Raw genomic sequence first — 23,632 nt, forward strand, 5'->3', positions numbered from 1 at the left:
CGATGCCCTCTTCACCGGCCCCGTCCCGGCATTCCCTGCCGGGACGGGGCGCCGCGCTGCTGGCGCTGTCGGCGCTGTTCTTCGCCCTGATGGGCGTGTTCATCCGCGAGGCCACCCTCAGCAACGTCAACAACGAGATGGTGGTGTTCTTCCGCAATGCCGTGGGCGTGCTGTTCTTTCTGCCCCTGGCGCTGACCCGCGGTCTGGCGCCGCTGCGCACCGCCCGCCCCTTGGCCCACCTCAAGCGCACCTTGTGCGGCCTGGCGGCGATGTACTGCTACTTCTACGCCCTCGCCCACTTGCCGCTCACCGACGCCATGCTGTTCAGCTACGCCGCGCCGGTGTTCACCCCGCTGATCGCCTGGCGCTGGCTGCAGGAGCCGCTGACCCGGCGCATGCTGCTGGCCACCGCCATCGGCTTTGCCGGCGTGCTGCTGGTCGCCAAGCCCAGCGGCGCCCTGGTTTCCGGCATTTCGCTGGTCGGCATCCTCGCCAGTGTGATGGCCGCCTGCGCCTTCGTGTCGATCCGCGAGATGAGCAACACCGAGCCGGCCTACCGCATCGTCTTCTACTTCGCCCTGTTCAGTGCGCTGATCTCGGCCGTGCCGCTGCTCTGGGCCTGGCAGCCACTGGAGCGCGACCAGCTGCTCTTACTGCTCGCCGCCGGGCTGATGGCCAGCCTCGGCCAGCTGAGCATGTCGCAGGCCTACGCCTGCGCCCCGCCCGGCCTGATCGGCCCGGTCGCCTACCTGGCCATCGTGTTTGGCGGGATCATCGCCTGGCTGCGCTGGGACGAGCTGCCCAGCAGCGCCTCGCTGCTCGGCGCCGGGCTGATCTTCGCCGCCAGCCTGACCCCGCTGCTGCGCCGCTCGCCCTGAGCGCCGACCGAGCGCCTTCTTTCCGTGTATAATTCCGCCCCTTTCCAGTAGCCCGACTGTCCGAGAACGTCCCCATGCAGCTCTCCTCGCTCACTGCGGTATCCCCCGTTGATGGCCGCTACGCCAGCAAAACCAGCGCCCTGCGCCCGATCTTCAGCGAATTCGGCCTGATCCGTTGCCGCGTGCAGGTGGAAGTGCGCTGGCTGCAGCGCCTGGCCGCTCATACCGGCATCCCGGAAGTGGCACCGTTCTCCGCCGAAGCCAACGCCCTGCTCAACGAGCTGGCGGAAAACTTCCAGCTCGAGCACGCCCAGCGCATCAAGGAGATCGAGCGCACCACCAACCACGACGTCAAGGCCGTGGAGTACCTGCTCAAGGAGCAGGCCGCCAAGCTGCCGGAGCTGGCCAAGGTCAGCGAGTTCATCCACTTCGCCTGCACCAGCGAGGACATCAACAACCTGTCCCACGCGCTGATGCTGCGCGAAGGCCGCGACGACGTGCTGCTGCCGCTGATGCGTCAGGTGGCCGAGGCCATCCGCGCGCTGGCCGTGCAGTTCGCTGACGTGCCGATGCTGTCGCGCACCCACGGTCAGCCGGCGTCGCCGACCACCATGGGCAAGGAACTGGCCAACGTGGTCTACCGCCTCGAGCGGCAGATCGCCCAGGTCGCCGCCGTGCCGCTGCTCGGCAAGATCAACGGCGCCGTGGGCAACTACAACGCCCACCTGTCGGCCTACCCGGAGATCGACTGGGAAGCCAACGCCCGCGAATTCATCGAAGGCGACCTCGGCCTGGCGTTCAACCCCTACACCACCCAGATCGAGCCGCACGACTACATCGCCGAGCTGTTCGACGCCATCGCGCGCTTCAACACCATCCTCATCGACTTCGATCGCGACATCTGGGGCTACATCTCCCTCGGCTACTTCAAGCAGAAGACCGTGGCCGGCGAGATCGGCTCCTCGACCATGCCGCACAAGGTCAACCCGATCGACTTCGAGAACTCCGAAGGCAACCTCGGCATCGCCAACGCCCTGCTCCAGCACCTGGCCAGCAAGCTGCCGGTGTCCCGCTGGCAGCGCGACCTGACCGACTCCACCGTGCTGCGCAACCTCGGCGTCGGCCTGGCCCACAGCCTGATCGCCTACGAGGCCAGCCTCAAGGGCATCGGCAAGCTGGAGCTGAACGCCCAGCGCCTGGCCGCCGACCTCGACGCCTGCTGGGAAGTGCTCGCCGAGCCGGTACAGACCGTGATGCGCCGCTACGCCGTGGAGAACGCCTACGAGAAGCTCAAGGAGCTGACCCGCGGCAAGGGCATCAGCGCCGAGGCGCTGCGCGAGTTCATCGACGGCCTGGCGATCCCCGAGCAGGCCAAGGCCGAACTGCGCACCATGACTCCCGCCAGCTACATCGGCAACGCGGTGGCCCAGGCCAAACGCATCTGATCCCAGCCTGAACGGCCCTTCGCCCGACCGTCCAGACTGGCAGCCACCAAGCCGGTCTCGAGGTCGGGCGTTTTCATTGTTGAAGAGTTGGATATGGCACCCGATACCCCGCTGCAACTGCTGGGCGGCCTTACGCCCCGCGAATTTCTCCGCGACTACTGGCAGCAGAAGCCGCTGCTGATCCGTCAGGCCATCCCCGGCTACCAGAGCCCGATCTCCCCGGACGAGCTGGCCGGCCTGTCGCTGGAGGAGGAAGTCGAGTCGCGCATCGTCCTCGAGCACGGCAACAGCCCCTGGGAGCTGCGCCGCGGCCCGTTCGCCGAGGACGCCTACCAGAGCCTGCCGGAGCGCGACTGGACCCTGCTGGTGCAGGCCGTCGACCAGTTCGTCCCGGAAACCCGCGAGCTGATGGAGCAGTTCCTGTTCCTGCCCAGCTGGCGCATCGACGACCTGATGATCAGCTATGCAGCACCGGGCGGCGGCGTCGGCCCGCACTACGACAACTACGACGTGTTCCTGCTGCAGGCCCACGGCCGGCGGCGCTGGAAGCTCGGCCAGCTGTGCGACAGCGACAGCCCGCTGCTCGAGCATCCCGACCTGCGCATCCTCGCCGACTTCGCGCAGACCGACGAGTGGGTACTCGAGCCCGGCGACATGCTCTACCTGCCGCCGCGCCTGGCCCACTACGGCATCGCCGAGGACGAGTGCATGACCTTCTCGGTCGGCTTCCGCGCCCCCAGCGCCAGCGAAGTGCTGACCCACTTCACCGATTTTCTCGGCCAGTTCCTCCCCGACGAGGAGCGCTACAGCGATGCCGGCTGCACGCCGGCCGACGACCCGCACCAGATCCAGCGCGACGCCCTCGAGCGCCTGCGTGGCCTGATCGACCGCCACATGAGCGACGAGAAGCTGCTGCTGACCTGGTTCGGCCAGTTCATGACCGAGCCGCGCTACCCGGAACTGGTGGCCGGCGACGATATCGCCGAGGCCGAGTTCTTCGCCGCCCTCGGCGACGGCGCGCTGCTGGTGCGCAATCCCAGCGCGCGCATGGCCTGGAGCGAAGTCGGCGACTACCTGGTGCTGTTCGCCAGCGGCCACAGCCGGCGCCTCGACGCCTCGCTGCGCGAGCTGCTCAAGCTGGTGTGCAGCGCCGACGCCCTGCACCTGGAAAACCTCGAGCCCTGGCTGGAAAGCGACGAGGCGCTGACCCTGATCCACGAACTTGTGAAGCAGGGCAGCCTGGAGTTTGCCGGCGATGAATAAGATCAGCGTACGAATTGCCGACTGGCACGCCGACAATGCCGACCTGCGCCGCATCCGCGAAGCGGTGTTCATCGTCGAACAGGGTGTACCGCCGGAACTGGAATGGGACGCCGACGACACCGATGCCGTGCACTTCCTCGCCTTCGAAGGCGACTTCGCCGTCGGTGCCAGCCGCCTGCTGCCGGACGGCCAGATCGGCCGGGTCTCGGTGCTCAAGGACTGGCGCGGCCTGCACATCGGTGAACTGCTGATGCAGGCGACCATCGCCGAGGCCGAGCGCCGCGATCTCAAGCAGCAGCGGCTCACCGCCCAGGCCCACGCCATACGCTTCTACGAGCGGCTAGGCTTTCGGGTGGCCAGCGAGGAATTCCTCGAAGCCGGCATCCCCCACGTCGACATGGTGCGCGACAGCGCCTGAGAGGCTTCCCATGAGCAACGCCCCGGAGCATTGCAACGACAACGGCAATGACTTGCCCGCCCTCGACTTCCACTCTCCGGGGCGTTTTGCCATCCACAATCCGCCCACCGAGGGCGGCGAGCCGGCCGTCCGCCCGGAGCCGGCGCCCTTCATCCTCGGCCAGCATGAGCCCATGGAGGCGGCCAGCGCCCCCGAGCTGCTGCGCAGCCATGCCCTCGCCCTGATCGGCCAGGCCCGTCGCAGCCTGTGCCTGTACACCCCGGATCTGGAAGCCTGGCTGTACGACCAGCGCGCCGTCGGCGACGCCTGCAGCCGCTTTCTGCGCGCGCATCCGCGCAACCACCTGCGCATCCTGCTGCGCGACAGCAGCCTGGCGGTACGCAACGGTCACCGCCTGCTCCGCCTGGCCCACCAGCTGCCGAGCAACTGCCAGATCCGCAAACTGCACCCGGACTACCCCGCCGACGACCTCGCCTATCTGCTGGTGGACGACTGCGGCCTGCTGCTGCGCCCGGCACCCCTGCTGCCCGCAGCGCAGATCCACTACCAAAACCGCGCCCGCGTGCGCCAGTTGCAGCGCCAGTTCGACCAGGCCTGGAACACCAGTCTGAGCGATCCCAACCTGCGGAGCTTCCTGCTGTGAACATGCGCCTGTTGCCGGTGATCCTTGGCCTTCTCTGCACTGTTGCCGCCCAGGCTGCGCCGCGTACCGAGGTCCTGCCGCTGCACTACCGCAGCGCCGACGAGCTGCTGCCCCTGGTCCAGACGGCGCTCGGCGCCGAGGGTCGCGTCAGCGCCTACGGCAACCAACTAATCGTCAATGCCGAGCCGGACAAGCTGGCCGAACTGCAGGAACTCCTGCAGCAGCTCGACACCCGCCCGCGCCGCCTGCTGATCAGCGTGGACAGCCAGCAGGAGCACAGCGCCAGCCGCCAGGGCTACCGGGTCGATGGCAGCATCGACGCCGGCAACGTCGAGATCATCGGCGGCCGCGGCGAGCGCCATGGGCGCGACGAGGTACGCATCATCAACCGCAGCAGCCGCGGCACCGACAGCTCGCTGCAGCAGGTCCAGGCCACCGAGGGCTATCCGGCGCAGATCATGGTCGGCCAGAGCGTGCCGCTGACCAGCTACGGCCGCGACGCCTACGGCTACCCACGCGAATACACCGAGTACCGCGACGTCAACCGCGGCTTCGAGGTGGTCGCCAGCGTGCAGGGCGACAGCGTCCAGCTGAGCATCCGCAGCCAGCAGGATCGCCTCGGCAACCACGCCGGGGTGATCGACACGCAGGGCACCGATACCCGCGTCAGTGGTCGCCTCGGCGAATGGATCGACCTCGGCGCGATCCGCGAAAGCGCCAGCGACCGCCGCTCCGCCATCCTCGCCCGGCAAGCCGGCGGGTCCCTGCAAAGCCAGGCGCTGCGGCTCAAAGTCGAGCTTCTCGAGTGATCTAGAACTTTTGTAGTAGCTCTTAAAAAAAACTACAAAACCGATTGACGCCCCGTCTCTCTCCTAGCATGATGGCCTCGCTCCCGCTGACCAGAGGCCCGAAACGGCCCCCGGATCGCAGTCCAGAACACCCCTGGAATCGGTTCGTGTCAGTACCACCCACACGGCGGTGCGACAAGGTTGCGACTGGAACGAAGTTGTCCTGAGGGACGGGGAAGCACTGTTGCAACCGGCACGACAGACACGGCCCACCCAGCTGTTGTAGTCACCCCACCGGTCGTCACTACATCCCCTCCTCCGGCCTCCTGCCGAACCAGTCAGTACCTCGACGCTCTGCGGTGAGCTCTTGCAACAATACCTTCAGCACTCAGGTGTTGAATGGGAATGTCGGCGCTCAACGAACACATACATTGAAGGATTGACCATGTCCGCTTACCAAAACGACATCAAGGCCATTGCCGCCCTGAAAGAACAATTCGGCAGCAGCTGGAGCGCTATCAACCCTGAGTCCGTCGCTCGCATGCGCGCTCAGAACCGCTTCAAGACCGGTCTGGAAATCGCCCAGTACACCGCCGACATCATGCGCAAGGACATGGCCGAGTACGACGCCGACTCGTCCGTCTACACCCAGTCGCTGGGCTGCTGGCACGGCTTCATCGGTCAGCAGAAGCTGATCTCGATCAAGAAGCACCTGAAGACCACCAACAAGAAGTACCTGTACCTGTCCGGCTGGATGGTTGCCGCCCTGCGCTCCGACTTCGGCCCGCTGCCGGACCAGTCGATGCACGAGAAGACCGCAGTCTCCGACCTGATCGAAGAGCTGTACACCTTCCTGCGTCAGGCCGACTCCCGCGAACTGGACCTGCTGTTCACCGCCCTGGACGCCGCCCGCGAAGCTGGCGACACCGCCAAGGCCGCTGACATCCAGAACCAGATCGACAACTACGAAACCCACATCGTACCGATCATCGCCGACATCGACGCTGGCTTCGGTAACCCGGAAGCCACCTACCTGCTGGCCAAGCGCATGATCGAAGCAGGCGCTTGCTGCATCCAGATCGAGAACCAGGTTTCCGACGAGAAGCAGTGCGGTCACCAGGATGGCAAGGTCACCGTTCCGCACGTTGACTTCCTCGCCAAGATCGCTGCCGTTCGCTACGCCTTCCTCGAGCTGGGCATCGACAACGGCGTGATCGTTGCACGTACCGACTCCCTGGGTGCCGGACTGACCAAGCAGATCGCTGTGACCCACCAGCCGGGCGACCTGGGCGACCAGTACAACTCCTTCCTGGATTGCGAAGAAATCTCCGAAGCCGACCTGGGCAACGGCGACGTCGTGATCAAGCGCGAAGGCAAGCTGCTGCGTCCGAAGCGCCTGCCGAGCAACCTGTTCCAGTTCCGCAAGGGCACCGGCGAAGCGCGCTGCGTCCTGGACAGCATCACCTCGCTGCAGAACGGCGCCGACCTGCTGTGGATCGAGACCGAGAAGCCGCACGTTGGCCAGATCGCCGAGATGATGGACGAAGTCCGCAAGGTCATCCCGAACGCCAAGCTGGTGTACAACAACAGCCCGTCGTTCAACTGGACCCTGAACTTCCGTCAGCAGGCCTTCGACGCCATGGTTGCCGAAGGCAAGGACGTCTCCGCCTACGACCGCGCCAAGCTGATGAGCGCCGAGTACGACGAGACCGAACTGGCTCAGGTTGCCGACGAGATGATCCGCACCTTCCAGCGTGACGGCTCCGCCCGCGCCGGCATCTTCCACCACCTGATCACCCTGCCGACCTACCACACCGCCGCGCTGTCCACCGACAACCTGGCCAAGGGCTACTTCGCCGACCAGGGCATGCTGGCCTACGTGAAGGGCGTGCAGCGTCAGGAAATCCGTCAGGGCATCGCCTGCGTCAAGCACCAGAACATGGCTGGCTCCGACATCGGCGACAACCACAAGGAATACTTCGCTGGTGAAGCGGCCCTGAAGGCCGGCGGTAAAGACAACACCATGAACCAGTTCTAAGGAACCGGCTCACTCGACCGGCCCCCAGGCCAGGTCGAGGCAGCAACAAAAAACCCCAGTCGCAAGACTGGGGTTTTTCTATTTGCGTCCCGGCAAGACCCGCGCCGACCTCACCACTGGGCCAGGGCATCCTTCGCCGCCTGATTCTGCGGCTCGGCCAGCAAGCCGGTACTGGTCAGGCGCACCGCGTATTGCGCACCATCGGCCAGCGGCAGGAAGGTCACCCGTGTTCCCCGGGCATCGAACAGGAACAGGTCATGCTGCCCCTCGCGCAACCAGCGCCACAGGTCGATGCCATAGGGACTGCTCGCCAGCACCACGCGACTCGGCTCGGCCCTGGCCTGCTGCTCTGCAGCGAGATAGCGTCCGCTCAACAGCTCCAGGCGATAGCCTGGCTGCAGGCCGATCAGCGTAGCCAGCTGCTGCCAGCCGAACACCCGGGCATCCAGCTGCCACAGGTCGCCATTGAGGATCACATTGCGCTCGCGCGCGCCCTCGCGCAGGGTCACGCGATAACGTTGATCGCCTTCGGCCTTGAAGCTCAGGGTCAGCAACGTTTCGCCCGAGGGCGGCAGTGGCGCATAACTGCGCAGATCGTAGGCCACGACTGCGACCAGCACCGCCAGGGCAAGAATCGCCAGGCCGCCGCTGCCGCGCAGCCAGCCCAGCAACCAGCTGCGATCAAGCAGTATGCGCCCGGCGATCACCAGTACCAGAAGCGCCAGCAAGGCGGCCGCCCAGGCCAGTCCGTTGTATTGCATGGTGGGAATTCCCTGTTGCAGAAAATGCCGGCATTATGCGGACGCTCCTGCTCCAGCGGCCAGCGCGAGCGCCGCACAACCTCTATCAGATCAAGGTTTGCATGCCTTTCGAATTCGCCCTGGACCCTGCCACCCTGCTGATCCTCGCCGGCGTGGCCTTCATCGCCGGCTTCATCGATGCGATTGCCGGCGGCGGCGGCCTGCTGACCATTCCCGCCCTGCTCACCGCCGGCCTGCCGCCCCATCTGGTGCTGGGCACCAACAAGCTGTGTGCCACCTTCGGCTCGGCGACCGCCGCCTGGACCTTCTACCGGCGCCAACTGTTCCACCCCGGACAATGGCGCAGAGCGCTGCTCGCCACCGCCGGCGGCGCCCTGCTCGGCGCCTGGGGCGCGCACCTGCTGCCAGCCAGCTGGCTGAACCAGATGCTGCCGGGCGTGGTATTCGCCTGCGGCCTCTACCTGCTGTTCAACCCGACGCCGGCGGCGAACCGTGCGCCGACACCGCTCGCCCGGCACCGACAGTGGCCGCAAGGCTTCGCGCTGGGCTTCTACGACGGAATTGCCGGACCGGGTACCGGGGCCTTCTGGACGGTCTCCACGCTGCTGCTCTACCCGCTCGACCTGCTGCGCGCCAGCGGCGTGGCGCGCAGCATGAACTTCATCAGCAACGGCATGGCGCTGGCGGTATTCGTGGTTGCGGGCCAGGTCGCCTGGGTACTGGGCATCTGCATGGGCCTGGCCCTGATGCTCGGCGCCTTCTTCGGCGCGCGCACCGCCATCAGCGGCGGCTCGCGCCTGATCCGCCCGGTGTTCATCCTGATGGTGCTGGCGTTGACGGCGCGGTTAGCCTGGCAGCACTGGTTCGGCGGCGCCTGAACGACGCGCCAGATAGAGTTCGATCAGATAACGGGCAATCGAGCCGTGCGCCGGCAGCGGCGGCAGCTGGTCGGGGGTGAACCAGCGCGCATCCTCGATTTCCTCCGGCTGCGGCACGATCTCGCCAGCCAGGTAGTCGGCATGGAAGCCGAGCATCAGCGAATGGGGAAACGGCCAGCTCTGGCTGGCGATGTAGCGCAGATTGCCGACCTCCAGGGCGACCTCTTCGCGCACCTCGCGGCGCACGCACTCCTCGATCGACTCGCCCGGCTCGACGAAGCCGGCCAGGGTGCTGTACACCCCGGCGGCAAAGCGCGGCGAACGCGCCAGCAGCAGCTGGTCGCCACGGCTGATCAGCACGATGATGCTTGGCGACAGGCGCGGGTAGTGGTGGAGTTCGCAGCGCGGGCAGGCCATCGCCCGTTCGCTGGACAGCGCTTGCAGCGGCCCGCCGCAGCTGCCGCAGAAGCGGTGCTGGCGTGCCCAGGTCGCGACCTGGGCGGCGTAGCCGAGCATGCGGAAGGTCGTCAGATCGCCTTCATGCATGAACTGGCGCAAGCCCTTCCAGAAACCACCGGGCAGCAGAGCCTCGGCGTGATCCGCCAGCTCGAGCACGAAGACCGGCTGGCCATTGAAATGGCCGACGCCGTGCTCGGCCAGCACCTGGGGCTGGGGCAGCTGCGCCTTCAGCCAGGCGCGGGGGAAAAGGACACCACGTGCGTCACACAGGAATTGTTGCCGGCAGTGCGCCAGCGCCCAACCCCCGGCCTGGCCGGCGTCGATGACGGCCGGCTGCCAGAGGTTGCTGTCGGCCATCAGGCAGCGACCTGCATACCCAGCGCACGTACGCTGTCGGCGGCGAGATCGAGCACGTCCTGGCGCCCTTCCGGTCGCAGGCTGGCGCCGCCTTCCAGGAAGAACTCAAGGCTGGTCAGCGCATCGGCCAGGGTCTCGAGCATCTGCTCGGAGGGGATCTGGGCATTCTCGATCATGTGCGTCTGGATGTAGGCGGCGCAGGCGCCCACCAGCTCGGCCGCGCGCTCCAGACCGAGGAACCACAGACCGCCACGCACGGCCTGCAGGCTGGTCGGCACATTGGCCAGATTCAGCTTGTCGCCGCTGGATTCGAGATAGGCGGTGATCGCACGCTTGGCCAGGGCCAGACCGGCCTGCGCCTCGTCGATGACCACGATGCGCGCCTCGTCCAGCTGGTGCGTGGCGTAGGACTCGCCCTCGCCCCGCCCGCCCGCCTGGGAACTGGCGGCCCGCTGGCGCGGCTCGCTCTGCTCGAGCGTCGCCACCATGCTTTCCACATACAGCAGGGCATCGGCCAGACGCAGCAGCTCGTCCGCCGGCGGATTGTCGCTGCGCTCGCTCCAGGTGCCGACCATCGCCACCAGGTTCTGCAGGGCGTTGCCGGCCGAGCTCAAGCCGATCATGTCGAGCGTCTTGGCCAGCTTGCCGATCTGGGCATGCAGGGCCTGCTTGCCCTCGACCTGCGCCGTACCCCGCTCGATCAGGTCGAGCATGTCCTTGACGCCGACCAGTTCGTCGCGGATCGCCAGCGACAGCGAGCGCATGACCTCCTGCCCCGGGCCGCCCAGACGTCGCGACTCCTCTTCCAGCAGGTGATCGGTGAACGGCAGCGACGCCAGGCCGAACACCCGGCGCATCTCGCTGGCGCGCTCGCCCTGGGTGCCGGCCAGCGCGACCAGATAGAGCATTTCCTTGAGCAGGCTGCGCGGCGCCTCGAACTGCGGGTTGGCCAGCAGCTGGCGCAGGTCGCGGTCGATGCGCGCCAGCAGCTGCTTGCGGGCCTTGCTCGGGCGCATGCGCGCCTCGGCCATGGCCTCCAGTGCCGCGGCACCGATCCAGCACAGACGCGAACGATCACGACCGCCCAGCAGATCGTCCAGCCGTCCCAGCGCCCGCGACATCAGCTTGAGGGCTGCGCTCTGATTCTGCTCGCGCAGCACGTTCATCAAGCCCAGCTGGTACATCTGCCGCAGACGGGCACCGTCGCGGTTCGCCGCACCGGGCTGGATCTCCACGTTGCGCCGCTGCGGACGCGGCTGATCCAGGCGGACACTGAAGAAGTAGCTTTCCGGCAGGCTCGGCTGGCCCGTGGACTGGCGCAGCTCGTTGATGATCGGCAGCAGCAGCTCGGGAATTTCCTGGCGATGGACGTCGATGCCTTCCAGGTAGCGGCGCAGCACGAACAGCGCCTTGCCCAGCGCGGCCAATTGACCGTCGCGCTCCTGCCCGGCACCGGCCGGGATATCGGTGGCCAGCAGGAGAATCTCCTGGGCCAGCAGTTCGGCACCGGCCAGCTCGATCAGCTTGAGGATGCCGCGGATCTGCTGCAGGTATTCGACCGCCTGCTGCAGCAGACTGACATTGAGTCGATCGGCGATGAACTGTTCAAGGCTCTGCTCGGCCTGTTCGATGGTCGCGAACAGTTCGCTGCGCACCAAACCAAGGGATGTGGCTCCGGTCACCATGCGCTTAGTCCGCCTCCAACGCGGTACGAATCCAGCACCCAGACTACGTCCTGTGGCCTCGCGCTGTACAAGCGGTAATCGTCCTGAATACTGCTGTGAACTCTCGTCTCAAGCCATCGCGACACGGGGGCGCCTCCTGGCTGTTATTCGACTGAGCGCAGCTGACCGCTGCCCTCTTTTGGTCGGGCACTATAGCAAGCCTCAGCGCAAAGGCGTATCCGACCTAAGTGACCCAGGTCACGACACCCCTCACTTCACGGGCAGACGCAATCCACGCGGTAGTGCTGCACGGCAGCGTCGGGGCCATGCTGCAGCCCGTGCACCCCGGACTCGAAGCCGGGAAACGCCTGTTCGAAATGCCGAGTGAACTTCAGGTAGTCGATGATCGGCCGGCTGGCCGCGCTGAAGCGCTCGCCGGGCATGATCAGGGGAATGCCCGGCGGATAGGGCACCAGCATCACCGCCGCGACACGCCCCTCCAGCGCATCCAGCGGCACCGCCTCGACCGCGCCGCGGACCAGCCGATCGTAGGCTTCGGCCGGCTTCAGCGCCAGCTCCGGCAGCTGCCGGTACATCCGGCTCAACGCCCGCGGCACCTGGTTGTCGCGGTAGCAGGCGTGCAACTGTACGCACAGATCGCGCAGGCCCATGCCGGCATAGCGCGCGGCATCGGCCCGCGCCACCGATGGCAACGCCTCGAGCAGCGGCGTATTGGCATCATGCAGGCGCTTGAACTCCAGCAACTCGGTGACCAGCGTGCTCCACTTGCCCTTGGTGATGCTCATCGAGAACAGCACCAGCAGCGAATACAGGCCGGTCTTCTCCACCACCACCCCGCGCTCCCAGAGGAACTTGCCGACCACCGCCGCCGGGATGCCCTGCTCCTCCAGGCTGCCGCCGGCACTCAGGCCGGGCATCACCAGGGTGACCTTGAGCGGGTCGAGCAGCACATAGTCCTCGGCCACCTCACCGAAACCATGCCAGGGCGCCTGCGGTGCCAATAGCCACTCGGCAGTCTGCACCTGCAGCGCCGACTCGACGCCTTCGGGTTGCCAGATCGCGAACCACCAGTCGCCGTCCGGCAGGTGATGGCGCAGGTTGGCCATGGCGCGGCGAAAGGCCAGTGCCTCATCGAAGCTCTCCTGGATCAGCGAGCGCCCGGCGCTACCCTCCATCATCGCCGAGGCCACGTCCAGCGAGGCGAGGATGCCGTACTGGGGCGAGGTCGAGGTGTGCATCATGAAGGCTTCGTTGAAGCGCGCCACGTCCAGCCGCCGCTGGCCGCCATCCTGCACATGGATCATCGAGGCCTGGCTGAAGGCGGCCAGCAGTTTGTGGGTGGAGTGGGTGCTGAACACCAGCGGCCCGCGCCCGCCATCGCCGCGCGAGGTGCCCATGGCGTAGCGCCCGAGATAGAACTCGTGGAAGGCGGCATAGGCATACCAGGCCTCGTCGAAGTGCAGCACCTCGACGCTGTCGCCCAGTGCCCGCTTGATCAGTTCGGCGTTGTAGCACAGGCCGTCGTAGGTCGAGTTGGTCACCACGGCCAGCTTGACCCGCGGCTCACGTCCCTGCGCCAGCGGACAGGCGGCGATCTTCGCGGCGATCGACTCGCGACTGAACTCCTCGAGGGGGATCGGCCCGATGATACCCAGCTCGTTGCGTGCCGGATTGAGGTACAGCGGGATGGCGCCGGTCATGATCAGCGCGTGCACCACCGACTTGTGGCAGTTGCGATCCACCAGCACCAGATCGTCGCGACCGACCATCGCCTGCCAGACGATCTTGTTCGCCGTCGAGGTGCCATTGATCACGAAGAAGGTGTGGTCGGCGCCGAAGTTGCGCGCGGCGCGCTGCTCGGCCTCGGCCAGCGGGCCGGTGTGATCGAGCAGCGAGCCGAGCTCGGGCACCGATACCGACAGATCGGAGCGCAGGGTGTTCTCGCCGAAGAACTGGTGGAACGCCTGCCCCACCGGGCTCTTGCGGTGCGCCACGCCACCGCCGTGCCCCGGGGTATGCCAGGAGTAGTGGGAATCGGCGGTGTGCTGCACCAGCGCCCGGAAGAACGGCGGCAGCAGGGCATCGAGATAGCTGCGCGCCGCCCGCGCCACCTGGCGGGCGAGAAAGGGCACGGTGTCCTCGAACAGGTAGAGGATGCCGCGCAACTGGTTGAGTTCGGCCATCGCCTCGGCGGGCGCGTTCTCGATGGTGACCTGCTCGCCGAGGGCGAAGATCGGCAGCTGCGGGGCGCGCACCCGCGCCGCGCGGATCAGCTCGACCATGTCCTGCAGCAGACGCGGATTCTCGCCGGCGCCTTCGGCGGCGACCAGAATGCAGGCCAGCCCGTGCTGCGAGGAGGCGACGATGCGTCCCTCGCGGGCGCTGGCGGTGACCAGGAGCGGGAAGCCGTCCTGCTCCAGTTCGGCCATGATGCCGCGCACCCGCTCGCCGGCCACGCTGTCGGCCTTGACGTCGCGGTGGACGATGAGTACCGGAAACTTCAGATCCTTGTACATGCTCCAGCCCCCGCAGCAGGCAGGCGCCGCCTGCCGATGCCTTCAGGGTAGTAGCTGCAGCAGGCCGGCGAAACCCGGCGCCAGCGGCACTCAGTGCAGGATCGGCGCCTCGCCTTCGTCGGCCTGCTCGAGTTGCTGCCAGAGCGCCGGCGCGCCGCTGGACTTGGCCACCGCGGCCAGACGTGCCGCGTGCAGCTCCAGCTCGGCCTGGCTGGCGCGGATCACCGGGGTACGCGGACGACTGGCCGGCAGGCGGCGGATCTCCGAGACCTGCGGGCCGTTGCCGCCCTCGCCGTCGCTGTTCTGCCCGGCCAGGGACAGGCTGGTCTGCCCACCGGTCATCGCCAGGTAGACGTCGGCGAGAATCTCGGCATCGAGCAGCGCGCCGTGCAGGTCGCGCCCGGAGTTGTCGACCCCGTAGCGCTTGCACAGGGCGTCGAGGTTGTTGCGCTGGCCCGGATGGCGCTCGCGCGCCATCAGCAGGGTATCCAGCACGCTGCAGTGGTCGAGCACCTCGCCCAGCTGCGGACGGTCCTTCAGGCGGGCGAACTCGTGATTGATGAAGCCGATGTCGAACGCCGCGTTGTGGATGATCAGCTCGGCGCCCTTGATGAACTCGAAGAACTCGTCGACCACCTCGCGAAAGCGCGGCTTGTCGGCGAGGAACTCGTTGCTGATGCCGTGCACCGCCATCGCCCCCTCGTCGACCTCGCGCTCGGGGTTGATGTAGACGTGGAAATGCCGCCCGGTCAGACGCCGGCCGATCAGCTCGACGCAGCCGATCTCGATGATGCGGTGCCCTTCGCGGACCTCAAGGCCGGTAGTCTCGGTGTCGAGGACGACGTATCTCATGGGGAATGACCTGCTTGCCGATGGAGGGTTGAAGAAGGGGCGCGGCCATCACGCGCCCTGGCGGGCGCCGTTGACCTCGAGCACGCCGCGATTGGCCAGCTGGTCAGCCCGCTCGTTGCCCGGGTGGCCGTTATGCCCGCGTACCCAGTGCCAGTGCACCTCGTGGCGGCTGACCTGGTTGTCCAGCTCCTGCCAGAGGTCGGCGTTCTTCACCGGCTGACGGCTGGCGGTCTTCCAGCCACGCTTCTTCCAGTTCGGTAGCCACTCCTTGATGCCCTTCATGACATATTCGGAGTCGGTGGTCAGCTGCACCCGGCAATGCCGGTTGAGGGTTGCCAGGGCGCGGATGGCCGCGGTCAGCTCCATGCGATTGTTGGTGGTCGGCGACTCGCCGCCCCACAGCTCGCGCTCGACGCCCTTGTAGATCAGCAGCGCGCCCCAGCCGCCGGGGCCGGGATTGCCCTTGCAGGCACCATCGGTATAGATCTCGACACTGTCAGTCATGACTCTTTCTTGCCTGGATGACGGCCGACCTTGGCCACGGAAACCGGACGCAGCGGCGCGACTGTGGCACGCCGGGATTGCGGCAGCGGGCGCAGGCCAGCCATCAGCTTGCGGGCGGCCAGCAGGTAGACGCCGCCGCCGGGCAGCTGCAGGCTCTCGGCCCACGACTCGACGCCGCGCAAGCGCGCCTGCCAGCGCGCTGAAGAAAGCGGCGGACAATAGCATCCGAACCGGCGTTTCTCCAGCGCAAAGCCGAGCAGGTGCAGCCAGTCGGCCAGACGGTTCGGCGCAATGCAGCGCGCGCCGGCCAGGGCATCGCCGGGCAGCAACTGGCGCAGCCCCCACAGACTCCACGGGTGGATGCCCACCACCAGCAGATGCCCGCCGGGGCGCACGCAGCGGGCCGCCTCGCGCAGCAGCTGGTGCGGCGAGACGGCGAAGTCCAGGGCATGCTGCAGCACCACCACGTCCGCGGCATGCTCGAGCACCGGCCAGGCGCCCTCCTCGCAGACGATCTCCACGCCCGGCAGCGGCGGACCGAGACGGATGTAGTGGGTGATCTGGCGCTGCGGCGGCAGCTCACCGGCCGAAAAGCCGTAGTGCAGCAGAAAGCTGCCGAAGTGGCTGCCGAGCTGTTGCTCGAGCAGGGACTGCTGGCTGTCCAGCAGCAATCTGCCCAGCGGGCCGGCGAACCATGCCTCGGCCTCTCGCTGCAGGGTCAGCCAGTCGCTGGCGACGGTAGCGCAGGGCGGCTCGTTCATGCTTCCTCCCGTCTGGCGCCAGACCCACCTGGCGACCTAAGATGCCGGATCGACTCAGCATAACGGCTTGCCTGCTCATGATACAGATCACCGCCCTGCCCGCCTTCTCCGACAATTATATCTGGCTGCTGCAGGATGCCACGCATCGACGCTGCGCGGTGGTCGATCCCGGCGACAGCGCTCCGGTACTGGCCTGGCTGGCCGCGCACCCCGACTGGCAGCTCACCGACATCCTGGTCACCCACCACCACAACGACCATACCGGCGGCGTCCTCGCCCTCAAGGCGCACAGCGGCGCGCGGGTGCTCGGCCCGGCGCTGGAGGCGATTGCCGGACGCGATGTCGCCCTCGAGGATGGCCAGCGGGTGCGCATCCTCGACCTCGACTGGCAGGTGCTGCACGTTCCCGGCCACACCGCCGGGCATATCGCCCTGTTCGCCGCCGACGGCGAGCAGCCGCTGCTGTTCTGCGGCGACACCCTGTTCTCCGCCGGCTGCGGCCGCCTGTTCGAGGGCACCGCCGCGCAGCTGCACGCCTCGCTGCAACGGCTGGCCAGCCTGCCCGCAGCGACCCGCGTCTACTGCACCCACGAATATACCCAGAGCAACCTGCGCTTCGCCCTGGCCGTGGAGCCGGACAATCCGGCCCTGCAACGGCGCGCTGTCGAAGTGGCGGCGCTGCGTGAACGGCAGTTGCCGACCCTGCCCTCGACCCTCGCGCTGGAGCTGGCGACCAACCCCTTCCTGCGCGTGACCGAGCCCACAGTCCGGGCAAAAAGTGACGCCCATGCGCAACGCCATCTGGCCTCGCCAAGCGAGGTGTTTGCTGTGCTGCGCGACTGGAAGGACAATTTCCGGTAACAATCGACCACTGGCGAAAACTTGACCACCTCCGGGGCGGTTCCTAGAATCGCCCGACTTTTTATCTGGGAAAGTCCCTCGCCGATGCCACCGCCAACGCTTCCGAGCCACGTTCCAGATGTTCTGACCCGCGCCTTGCGCCTGGTGCTGGTCAGCCTCCTGCTGATCGTGGCCGGCTGCCAGAGCCGGGGCGACAAGGCGCTCGACAGCGACACCGAGCGCGCCGTCAGCGTCGGCAAGCAGATCGAGTGGAGCAAGGATCTGCGCCAGGCCGAGGAAGAGGAGCAGCACGAGGACATCTGGGAGCGCATCCGTGCCGGCTACCAGCTGCAGGACCAGATCGGCACCAACCCGCGCATCGAGCGCCAGCGCTTCGGCTTCGCCAGCCGACCGGCCTCGATCCAGCAGATCGCCGAGCGCAGTGGTCCGTACATCCACTACATCGTCGAGCGCCTCGAAGAAAACAACATGCCCCTGGAGCTGGCCCTGCTGCCGATGATCGAAAGCTCCTACAACCCGCTGGCCTACTCCCACGCCAACGCCGCCGGCCTCTGGCAGTTCATTCCCTCCACCGGCCGCCACTTCAACCTGCGCCAGACCAACTGGTACGACGGTCGCCGCGACATCATGGCTTCGACCGGCGCGGCGATCAGCTACCTCAAGCGCCTGCACGACATGTTCAACGGCGACTGGCTGCTCGCCCTGGCCTCCTACAATGCCGGCGAGGGCACCGTCAGCCGGGCCATCGAACGCAACCAGCGCCAGGGCCTGCCGACCGACTACTGGAACCTGCCGCTGCCCAAGGAAACCCAGGACTACGTGCCCAAGCTGCTGGCCGTGTCGCAGATCATCCTCACCCCCGCCAGCTACGGCGTGAGTCTGGCGCCGATCGCCAACGAGCCCTATTTCGAGAAGGTCGCCATCCGCCACCAGCTCGACCTGGCGCGAGTCGCCGCCCTCAGCGATGTCGACGAGGACGAGCTGTACCAGCTCAACCCGGCCTTCAAGCGCGGCATCACCCTCGATGGCCCGCGCCATCTGCTGGTGCCGGCGGACAAGGCCGAGGGGCTGAGCGCAAGCCTTGCCCGCCTGGCGCCGGACAGCCTGGTGCAATGGCAGCGCTACCAGGTGCGCAGCGGCGACAGCCTGCACGGCATCGCCAACCGCCACCACGTCACGGTCAACACCCTGCGCGACATCAACCGCATGTCCGGCAATCGCGTGCGCGTCGGGCAGACCCTGCTGATCCCGCAGACGCCGGGCGGCGTCACGCCGCCGGGACCGCTGTATGAGCGCAGCCAACCGGTAGTGGCCGCCAAGGCCAGCCCCCCCGCAGCGAAAACGCGCAGCTACCGGGTGCGCAGCGGTGACACCCTGTGGGCGATCGCCAAGCGCCACGACGTCACCCTCGCCGACCTGCAACGCTGGAACGGCCTCAAGGGCAAGTCGCTGCGGGCCGGACAGGTGCTGACCCTGCGCAGCGCCGGCAGCTCCCAGGCCCAGACGAAGGCCGGCCAGCGCTCGTCGGTCACCTACTACAAGGTGCGCCGTGGCGACTCGCTGTCCGCCATTGCCCAGCGCTTTGCGGTGCGCACCCAGCACCTGAAGCAGTGGAACCCTTCCCTTGGCCGCACGCTCAAGACCGGCCAGACGCTGACCCTCTACCTCCCGCGCCGCTGAGGGCTCGCCGGGGCGGCCCGGAGCCACCCTTTTTCCAGCCGATACAAGCTGTTACTGTAGCTTTCTCAACCTACAACACTGCCACGGACCGGACCCTCGCCTGATGAGTCGTCTCCTCGCCCTGCTGCTCGGTCTGGCTGCCTGCCTGCCCGCTGGCGCCGCCATCACGGAACGCCACGGTTACGCCCAGTTCGGTTCGCTCAAGTACCCGGCCAACTTCAGCCATTTCGACTGGGTGAACCCCGACGCGCCCAAGGGCGGCAGTGTCCGGCTGATGGCCTCCGGCACCTTCGACACCCTCAACCCCTATACCCTCAAGGGCACCAGCCCGGCCGGCACCGCCAACTTCCTGCAGTACGGCGTCTCCGAGCTGAATGCCCCGCTGATGGCCGGCACCGGCGCCTACGATCCGTCGGGCGACGAGCCGACCTCCAGCTACGGCCTGATCGCCTCCTCGGTGGAGTACAGCAAGGACCGCAGCTGGGTGGTGTTCAACCTGCGTCCCGAGGCGCGCTTCCACGACGACAAGCCGATCACCGCCTACGACGTGGCGTTCTCCTACCGGCTGCTCAGCCGCAACGGCCATCCGCACTACCGTACCGCCCTGCAGGAAGTGCAGCGAGTCGACATCCTCAACCGCCACCGGGTGCGCTTCGTGTTCAAGCGCAGCGGCAATCCGTTGCTGATCCTGCGCCTCGGCGAGCTGCCGGTGCTGCCGCAGCACTACTGGAGCAAGCGCGACTTCAAGGCCACCAGCTACGAGCCGCCGCTGGGCAGCGGCCCCTACCGCATCACCCAGGTGGTGCCGGGCCGGCGCGTGGTGTTCGAACGGGTGAAGAACTGGTGGGGCAAGGACCTGCCAGTCAACCGCGGCAAGTACAACTTCAACCGTGTCGAAGTGGAGTTCTACCGCGACAACCATGTCGCCTTCGAGGCGTTCAAGGCCGGCGAATTCGACTTCTACATCGAGAACCAGGCGAAGAACTGGGCCAACGGCTACAACATCCCGGCCGTGGAGCGCGGCGACATCGTCAAGGCGGAGATCCCCCATCAGATCCCGACCCAGACCCAGGCGCTGTTCATGAACAGCCGCCGCACCCACTTCGCCGATGCCCGGGTGCGCGAGGCCATGGGCCTGCTGTTCGATTTCGAATGGAGCAACCGCACGCTGTTCAACAATGCCTACAGCCGGGCGACCAGCTACTACCCCAACAGCGAGTTCTCCGCCCGCGGCATCCCGCAGGGCGAGGAGTGGCTGCTGCTCTCGCCCTTCCGCGAGCAGCTGCCGAGCGAACTGTTCAGCCAAGCGCCGCAGATGCCGCAGACCGACGGCAGCGGCCTGCCGCGCGAAACGCTGCGCCGCGCCCTCGACCTGCTGACCCAGGCCGGCTGGAAATCCTCCGGCGCTCGTCTGCTCAACAGCCGCGGCCAGCCGCTGCGCTTCGAGATCCTGCTGGTCAACCCGAGCCTGGAGCGCATCCTCCAGCCCTACCGCGACAACCTCGCGCGCATTGGCGTCGAGGCCAGCCTGCGTACCGTCGATCGCGCCCAGTACAAGCAGCGCATCGACGGCTTCGACTACGACATGGTGCTGATGACCTTGCCGCAGACGCTCAGCCCCGGCCTTGAGCAGTGGCAATACTTCCACTCCAGCCAGGTCCACGTGCGCGGCAGCAAGAACTACGCCGGGATCAACCACCCGGTGGTCGACGCGCTGCTCGACAAGCTACTCGCCGCGCAGACCCGCAACCAGCAGGTGGCCGCCACCCGCGCCCTCGATCGCGTACTGCTGTCGCAGCACTACAGCATCCCCAACTGGTACAGCGACCACCACCGGGTCGCCTGGCGCAACCGTTTCGACCACCTCAGCACGCCGCCCTACACCCTCGGCCTGCGCGCCTGGTGGCTCAAGACCCCGGAGGCATCCCGATGACCGTCTTCCTGCGCCGCACCCGCCTGCTCGCCGGCTGCGCCCTGCTGTTCGGGGTGGCCCTGAATGCCGCCGCAGCCGCCAGACATGCGCTGACCCTGTACGACGAGGCGCCGAAATACCCGGCCAACTTCCAGCACTTCGCCTACGTCAATCCGGATGCCCCCAAGGGCGGCACCCTGCGCCAGGCCGGTTTCGGCGGCTTCGACAGCCTCAATCCGTTCATCAACAAGGGCGTCGCCGCCGACGAGATCGGCCTGATCTACGACACCCTGACCCGACGCAGTCTCGACGAACCGTTCACCGAGTACGGCCTGCTGGCCGAGAAGATCGAGAAGGCCCCGGACAACCGCTGGGTGCGCTTCACCCTGCGCCGCGAAGCACGCTTCCACGACGGCCAGCCGGTCACCGCCGCCGACGTGGTATTCACCTTCGATACCCTGATGAAGGATGGCGCGCCGCAGTACCGCGCCTACTACGCCGACGTCGAGAAGGCGGTGGCCGAAGGCGAACGCCAGGTGCGCTTCGACTTCCGCCAGGCGGGCAACCGCGAGCTGCCGCTGATCGTCGGCCAGCTGCCGGTATTGCCCAGGCACGCCTGGGAGGGCCGCGAGTTCGCCCGCACCAGCCTGGAGCCGCCGCTGGGCAGCGGCCCCTACCGGGTCGCCGAAGTGCAGGCCGGCCGCAGCATCCGCTATGCGCGGGTCGCGGACTGGTGGGGCAAGGACCTGCCGGTCAACCGCGGCCAGTACAACTTCGACAGCCTGGTGATCGACTACTACCGCGACAACACCGTGGCGCTGGAGGCGCTCAAGGCCGGGCAGTTCGACTTCTGGGTGGAAAGCAGCGCGAAGAACTGGGCCACCGCCTACGACTCCCCGGCGGTACACGAGGGGCGTCTGATCAAGGAGGAGATCGCCAACCACAATCCGGCCGGCATGCAGGGCTTCATCTTCAACCTGCGCCGCCCGCAGTTCCAGGATGCCCGGGTGCGCGAGGCGCTGGGCCTGCTGTTCGACTTCGAGTGGACCAACCGCCAGCTGTTCCACGGTGCCTACGTGCGCACCGGCAGCTACTTCGAGAACTCCGAGCTGGCCGCCAGCGGCCTGCCCTCGCCCGCCGAACTGAAACTGCTCGAACCCTGGCGCGCGCAGCTGCCACCACAGGTGTTCAGCGAGCAATACCGGCCGCCACAGAGCGACGGCAGCGGGGTGATCCGCGAGCAGCGTCGGCGTGCCTTCGAGCTGCTGCAGCAGGCTGGCTGGCGCCTGGAGCAGGACCGCATGCTGGATGCCGAAGGCAAGCCGGTGGTGATCGAGTTCCTGCTCGCGCAGATCGAGTTCGAGCGCGTGCTGCTGCCGTTCAAGCGCAACCTGGCCAGTCTCGGCATCGAGCTGCAGATCCGCCGCGCCGACGTCTCGCAGTACATCAACCGCCTGCGCTCGCGCGACTTCGACCTGATCGTCGGCGGCTTCAGCCAGTCCAGCTCGCCCGGCAACGAGCAGCGCGAGTACTGGCACTCCAGCAGCGCCGACAATCCCGGCAGCCGCAACCTGATCGGCCTCAAGGATCCGGTCATCGACGCCCTGGTCGAAGGCCTGATCAAGGCCGACAGCCGGCAGAGCCTGATCGCCCATACCCGCGCGCTGGATCGCGTGCTGCTGTGGGGTCACTACGTGATCCCCAACTGGCACATCAAGACCTGGCGGGTCGCGCGCTGGGACCGCTTCGAGCACCCGCCGGTGGCGCCGCTGTACGACATCGGCCTGTACACCTGGTGGGCCAAGCCGGATGCCGGCGCGCCGGTCAGCGCCGGGGAGTCACGCTGAATGCTGGCCTACATCTTCCGTCGCCTGCTGCTGATCGTGCCGACCCTGTTCGGCATCCTGCTGATCAACTTCATCATCATCCAGGCCGCCCCCGGCGGCCCGGTGGAACAGATGATCGCCAAGCTCGAGGGCTTCGACGCCGCCGCCGGCGGCGCCACCGGGCGCATCGCCGGCGGCGGGGCCGAGGTCGCCGCGGCCGGCAATGCCTATCGCGGCGCCCAGGGTCTGGATCCCGAACTGGTCAAGGAGATCGAGCGCATGTACGGCTTCGACAAGCCGGCCAGCGAGCGCTTCTGGATCATGATCAAGAACTACCTGCACTTCGACTTCGGGCAGAGCTTCTTCCGCGACGCCACGGTCACCGAGCTGATCATCGAGAAGATGCCGGTATCGATCTCGCTGGGGCTGTGGAGCACCCTGATCATGTACCTGGTATCGATCCCGCTGGGCATCGCCAAGGCCATGCGTCACGGCAGCACCTTCGACGTGTGGACTAGCACGGCGATCATCGTCGGCTACGCCATCCCGGCGTTCCTGTTCGCCATCCTGCTGATCGTGCTGTTCGCCGGCGGCAGCTACTTCGACTGGTTCCCGCTGCGCGGCCTGACCTCGAACAACTTCGACGAGCTGAGCCTGTGGGGCAAGATCGCCGACTACTTCTGGCACCTGGCGCTGCCGGTGACCGCCCTGGTGATCGGCAACTTCGCCACCCTGACCCTGCTGACCAAGAACAGCTTCCTCGACGAGATCGGCAAGCAATACGTGGTCACCGCGCGAGCCAAGGGCCTGTCGGAAAACCGCGTGCTCTACGGCCACGTGTTCCGCAACGCCATGCTGATCATCATCGCCGGCTTCCCCTCGGCGTTCATCGGCCTGTTCTTCACCGGCTCCCTGCTGATCGAGGTGATCTTCTCCCTCGACGGCCTCGGCCTGATGAGCTTCGAGTCGGCGATCAACCGCGACTATCCGGTGGTGTTCGGCACCCTGTTCATCTTCACCCTGCTGGGACTGATCGTGAAACTGATCGGCGATCTCACCTACACCCTGGTCGATCCACGCATCGACTTTGAAAGCCGGGAGGGTTGAA

General features: G+C 67.0%; 20 protein-coding genes. 13 read left to right on the top strand and 7 right to left on the bottom strand.

The genetic code is table 11. The annotated features are described in order from the left end of the window. Positions 1-2 precede the first annotated feature (2 nt). The 7 genes from BM297_RS18105 to BM297_RS18135 all read left to right on the top strand — a co-directional run bounded on the left by BM297_RS18105 (position 3) and on the right by BM297_RS18135 (position 7,473). Positions 3-878, top strand: a complete 876-nt coding sequence (locus BM297_RS18105) for a DMT family transporter (protein WP_092434188.1) — start codon at positions 3-5, stop codon at positions 876-878. 74 nt (positions 879-952) lie between these two features. Beyond that, the gene (gene purB / locus BM297_RS18110; RefSeq protein WP_092434191.1) at positions 953-2,323 is read left to right on the top strand and encodes an adenylosuccinate lyase; all 1,371 of its coding nucleotides are present in this window, start codon (positions 953-955) and stop codon (positions 2,321-2,323) included. Between the two features lie 93 nt (positions 2,324-2,416). Next, positions 2,417-3,586 (top strand): ribosomal protein uL16 3-hydroxylase, encoded by a 1,170-nt coding sequence (locus BM297_RS18115; RefSeq protein ID WP_092434193.1) that lies wholly within the window; start codon positions 2,417-2,419, stop codon positions 3,584-3,586. Further along, a complete protein-coding gene (locus BM297_RS18120) occupies positions 3,579-4,004 on the top strand; it encodes a GNAT family N-acetyltransferase (protein ID WP_092434196.1) in 426 nt (141 codons plus the stop codon). Before BM297_RS18115 ends, BM297_RS18120 begins: the two co-directional genes overlap by 8 nt. 10 nt (positions 4,005-4,014) lie before the next feature. Further along, positions 4,015-4,647 (top strand): DUF7931 domain-containing protein, encoded by a 633-nt coding sequence (locus tag BM297_RS18125; protein WP_092434198.1) that lies wholly within the window; start codon positions 4,015-4,017, stop codon positions 4,645-4,647. 2 nt (positions 4,648-4,649) lie between these two features. Beyond that, the gene (locus tag BM297_RS18130; protein ID WP_092434201.1) at positions 4,650-5,456 is read left to right on the top strand and encodes a secretin N-terminal domain-containing protein; all 807 of its coding nucleotides are present in this window, start codon (positions 4,650-4,652) and stop codon (positions 5,454-5,456) included. 424 nt (positions 5,457-5,880) lie between these two features. Beyond that, positions 5,881-7,473: an isocitrate lyase gene (locus tag BM297_RS18135; RefSeq protein WP_092434204.1), complete on the top strand. Its 1,593-nt coding sequence runs from the start codon at positions 5,881-5,883 to the stop codon at positions 7,471-7,473. Positions 7,474-7,583: 110 nt separating this feature from the next. Here BM297_RS18135 and BM297_RS18140 read toward each other — a convergent pair whose 3' ends face one another. Next, positions 7,584-8,234 carry a hypothetical protein gene (locus BM297_RS18140; RefSeq protein WP_092434207.1) on the bottom strand — a complete coding sequence of 217 codons (651 nt, stop codon included), beginning with the start codon at positions 8,232-8,234 and terminating at the stop codon, positions 7,584-7,586. A gap of 101 nt (positions 8,235-8,335) precedes the next feature. Here BM297_RS18140 and BM297_RS18145 point away from each other — a divergent pair, with 101 nt between their 5' ends. Then, entirely contained in the window at positions 8,336-9,112 is a 777-nt protein-coding gene (locus BM297_RS18145; protein WP_092434210.1) for a TSUP family transporter, read from the top strand. Here BM297_RS18145 and nudC read toward each other — a convergent pair. The 6 genes from nudC to BM297_RS18175 form a co-directional block, all read right to left on the bottom strand. Further along, the gene (gene nudC / locus BM297_RS18150) at positions 9,080-9,928 is read right to left on the bottom strand and encodes an NAD(+) diphosphatase (RefSeq protein WP_092434213.1); all 849 of its coding nucleotides are present in this window, start codon (positions 9,926-9,928) and stop codon (positions 9,080-9,082) included. The genes BM297_RS18145 and nudC overlap by 33 nt on opposite strands. Beyond that, on the bottom strand, positions 9,928-11,613 hold the full coding sequence (locus BM297_RS18155; RefSeq protein WP_092434216.1) for a FimL-related protein: 1,686 nt from the start codon (positions 11,611-11,613) through the stop codon (positions 9,928-9,930). Before BM297_RS18155 ends, nudC begins: the two co-directional genes overlap by 1 nt. Before the next feature lie 254 nt (positions 11,614-11,867). Further along, positions 11,868-14,129, bottom strand: coding sequence for an Orn/Lys/Arg family decarboxylase (locus BM297_RS18160; protein WP_092434219.1), 2,262 nt, complete (start codon positions 14,127-14,129; stop codon positions 11,868-11,870). Positions 14,130-14,219: 90 nt separating this feature from the next. After that, entirely contained in the window at positions 14,220-14,981 is a 762-nt protein-coding gene (dnaQ, locus tag BM297_RS18165) for a DNA polymerase III subunit epsilon (RefSeq protein ID WP_092434222.1), read from the bottom strand. 48 nt (positions 14,982-15,029) lie between these two features. Beyond that, positions 15,030-15,485: a ribonuclease HI gene (rnhA, locus tag BM297_RS18170; RefSeq protein ID WP_092434225.1), complete on the bottom strand. Its 456-nt coding sequence runs from the start codon at positions 15,483-15,485 to the stop codon at positions 15,030-15,032. Continuing rightward, positions 15,482-16,246 (bottom strand): class I SAM-dependent methyltransferase, encoded by a 765-nt coding sequence (locus BM297_RS18175; protein ID WP_092434228.1) that lies wholly within the window; start codon positions 16,244-16,246, stop codon positions 15,482-15,484. The genes rnhA and BM297_RS18175 overlap by 4 nt, the downstream gene beginning before the upstream one ends. A gap of 77 nt (positions 16,247-16,323) precedes the next feature. Between BM297_RS18175 and gloB the strand changes: the two genes are divergently transcribed. The 5 genes from gloB to BM297_RS18200 all read left to right on the top strand — a co-directional run bounded on the left by gloB (position 16,324) and on the right by BM297_RS18200 (position 23,631). Next, a complete protein-coding gene (gene gloB, locus BM297_RS18180) occupies positions 16,324-17,106 on the top strand; it encodes a hydroxyacylglutathione hydrolase (protein ID WP_092434231.1) in 783 nt (260 codons plus the stop codon). Between the two features lie 84 nt (positions 17,107-17,190). Continuing rightward, a complete protein-coding gene (locus BM297_RS18185; protein WP_092434234.1) occupies positions 17,191-18,786 on the top strand; it encodes a LysM peptidoglycan-binding domain-containing protein in 1,596 nt (531 codons plus the stop codon). Between the two features lie 103 nt (positions 18,787-18,889). Beyond that, positions 18,890-20,719 carry an extracellular solute-binding protein gene (locus BM297_RS18190; protein ID WP_092434237.1) on the top strand — a complete coding sequence of 610 codons (1,830 nt, stop codon included), beginning with the start codon at positions 18,890-18,892 and terminating at the stop codon, positions 20,717-20,719. After that, positions 20,716-22,545, top strand: a complete 1,830-nt coding sequence (locus tag BM297_RS18195) for an extracellular solute-binding protein (RefSeq protein ID WP_092434239.1) — start codon at positions 20,716-20,718, stop codon at positions 22,543-22,545. Before BM297_RS18190 ends, BM297_RS18195 begins: the two co-directional genes overlap by 4 nt. After that, entirely contained in the window at positions 22,546-23,631 is a 1,086-nt protein-coding gene (locus tag BM297_RS18200) for a microcin C ABC transporter permease YejB (RefSeq protein WP_092434242.1), read from the top strand. Position 23,632 lies beyond the last annotated feature (1 nt).

This window comes from Geopseudomonas sagittaria (genome assembly GCF_900115715.1).
In the GTDB taxonomy this organism is placed as follows: Bacteria; Pseudomonadota; Gammaproteobacteria; order Pseudomonadales; family Pseudomonadaceae; genus Geopseudomonas; species Geopseudomonas sagittaria.

What these genes read in the sequence shown, in the direction of transcription:
- BM297_RS18195 (WP_092434239.1), top strand. Translation starts at nt 20,716, where the DNA reads ATGACCGTCTTCCTGCGCCGCACCCGCCTGCTCGCCGGCTGCGCCCTG.
- gloB (WP_092434231.1), top strand. Translation starts at nt 16,324, where the DNA reads ATGATACAGATCACCGCCCTGCCCGCCTTCTCCGACAATTATATCTGG.
- BM297_RS18120 (WP_092434196.1), top strand. Translation starts at nt 3,579, where the DNA reads ATGAATAAGATCAGCGTACGAATTGCCGACTGGCACGCCGACAATGCC.
- dnaQ (WP_092434222.1), bottom strand. Translation starts at nt 14,981, where the DNA reads ATGAGATACGTCGTCCTCGACACCGAGACTACCGGCCTTGAGGTCCGC.
- nudC (WP_092434213.1), bottom strand. Translation starts at nt 9,928, where the DNA reads ATGGCCGACAGCAACCTCTGGCAGCCGGCCGTCATCGACGCCGGCCAG.
- BM297_RS18125 (WP_092434198.1), top strand. Translation starts at nt 4,015, where the DNA reads ATGAGCAACGCCCCGGAGCATTGCAACGACAACGGCAATGACTTGCCC.
- BM297_RS18135 (WP_092434204.1), top strand. Translation starts at nt 5,881, where the DNA reads ATGTCCGCTTACCAAAACGACATCAAGGCCATTGCCGCCCTGAAAGAA.
- BM297_RS18105 (WP_092434188.1), top strand. Translation starts at nt 3, where the DNA reads ATGCCCTCTTCACCGGCCCCGTCCCGGCATTCCCTGCCGGGACGGGGC.
- BM297_RS18145 (WP_092434210.1), top strand. Translation starts at nt 8,336, where the DNA reads ATGCCTTTCGAATTCGCCCTGGACCCTGCCACCCTGCTGATCCTCGCC.
- purB (WP_092434191.1), top strand. Translation starts at nt 953, where the DNA reads ATGCAGCTCTCCTCGCTCACTGCGGTATCCCCCGTTGATGGCCGCTAC.
- BM297_RS18175 (WP_092434228.1), bottom strand. Translation starts at nt 16,246, where the DNA reads ATGAACGAGCCGCCCTGCGCTACCGTCGCCAGCGACTGGCTGACCCTG.
- rnhA (WP_092434225.1), bottom strand. Translation starts at nt 15,485, where the DNA reads ATGACTGACAGTGTCGAGATCTATACCGATGGTGCCTGCAAGGGCAAT.
- BM297_RS18185 (WP_092434234.1), top strand. Translation starts at nt 17,191, where the DNA reads ATGCCACCGCCAACGCTTCCGAGCCACGTTCCAGATGTTCTGACCCGC.
- BM297_RS18160 (WP_092434219.1), bottom strand. Translation starts at nt 14,129, where the DNA reads ATGTACAAGGATCTGAAGTTTCCGGTACTCATCGTCCACCGCGACGTC.
- BM297_RS18190 (WP_092434237.1), top strand. Translation starts at nt 18,890, where the DNA reads ATGAGTCGTCTCCTCGCCCTGCTGCTCGGTCTGGCTGCCTGCCTGCCC.
- BM297_RS18155 (WP_092434216.1), bottom strand. Translation starts at nt 11,613, where the DNA reads ATGGTGACCGGAGCCACATCCCTTGGTTTGGTGCGCAGCGAACTGTTC.
- BM297_RS18200 (WP_092434242.1), top strand. Translation starts at nt 22,546, where the DNA reads ATGCTGGCCTACATCTTCCGTCGCCTGCTGCTGATCGTGCCGACCCTG.
- BM297_RS18130 (WP_092434201.1), top strand. Translation starts at nt 4,650, where the DNA reads ATGCGCCTGTTGCCGGTGATCCTTGGCCTTCTCTGCACTGTTGCCGCC.
- BM297_RS18140 (WP_092434207.1), bottom strand. Translation starts at nt 8,234, where the DNA reads ATGCAATACAACGGACTGGCCTGGGCGGCCGCCTTGCTGGCGCTTCTG.
- BM297_RS18115 (WP_092434193.1), top strand. Translation starts at nt 2,417, where the DNA reads ATGGCACCCGATACCCCGCTGCAACTGCTGGGCGGCCTTACGCCCCGC.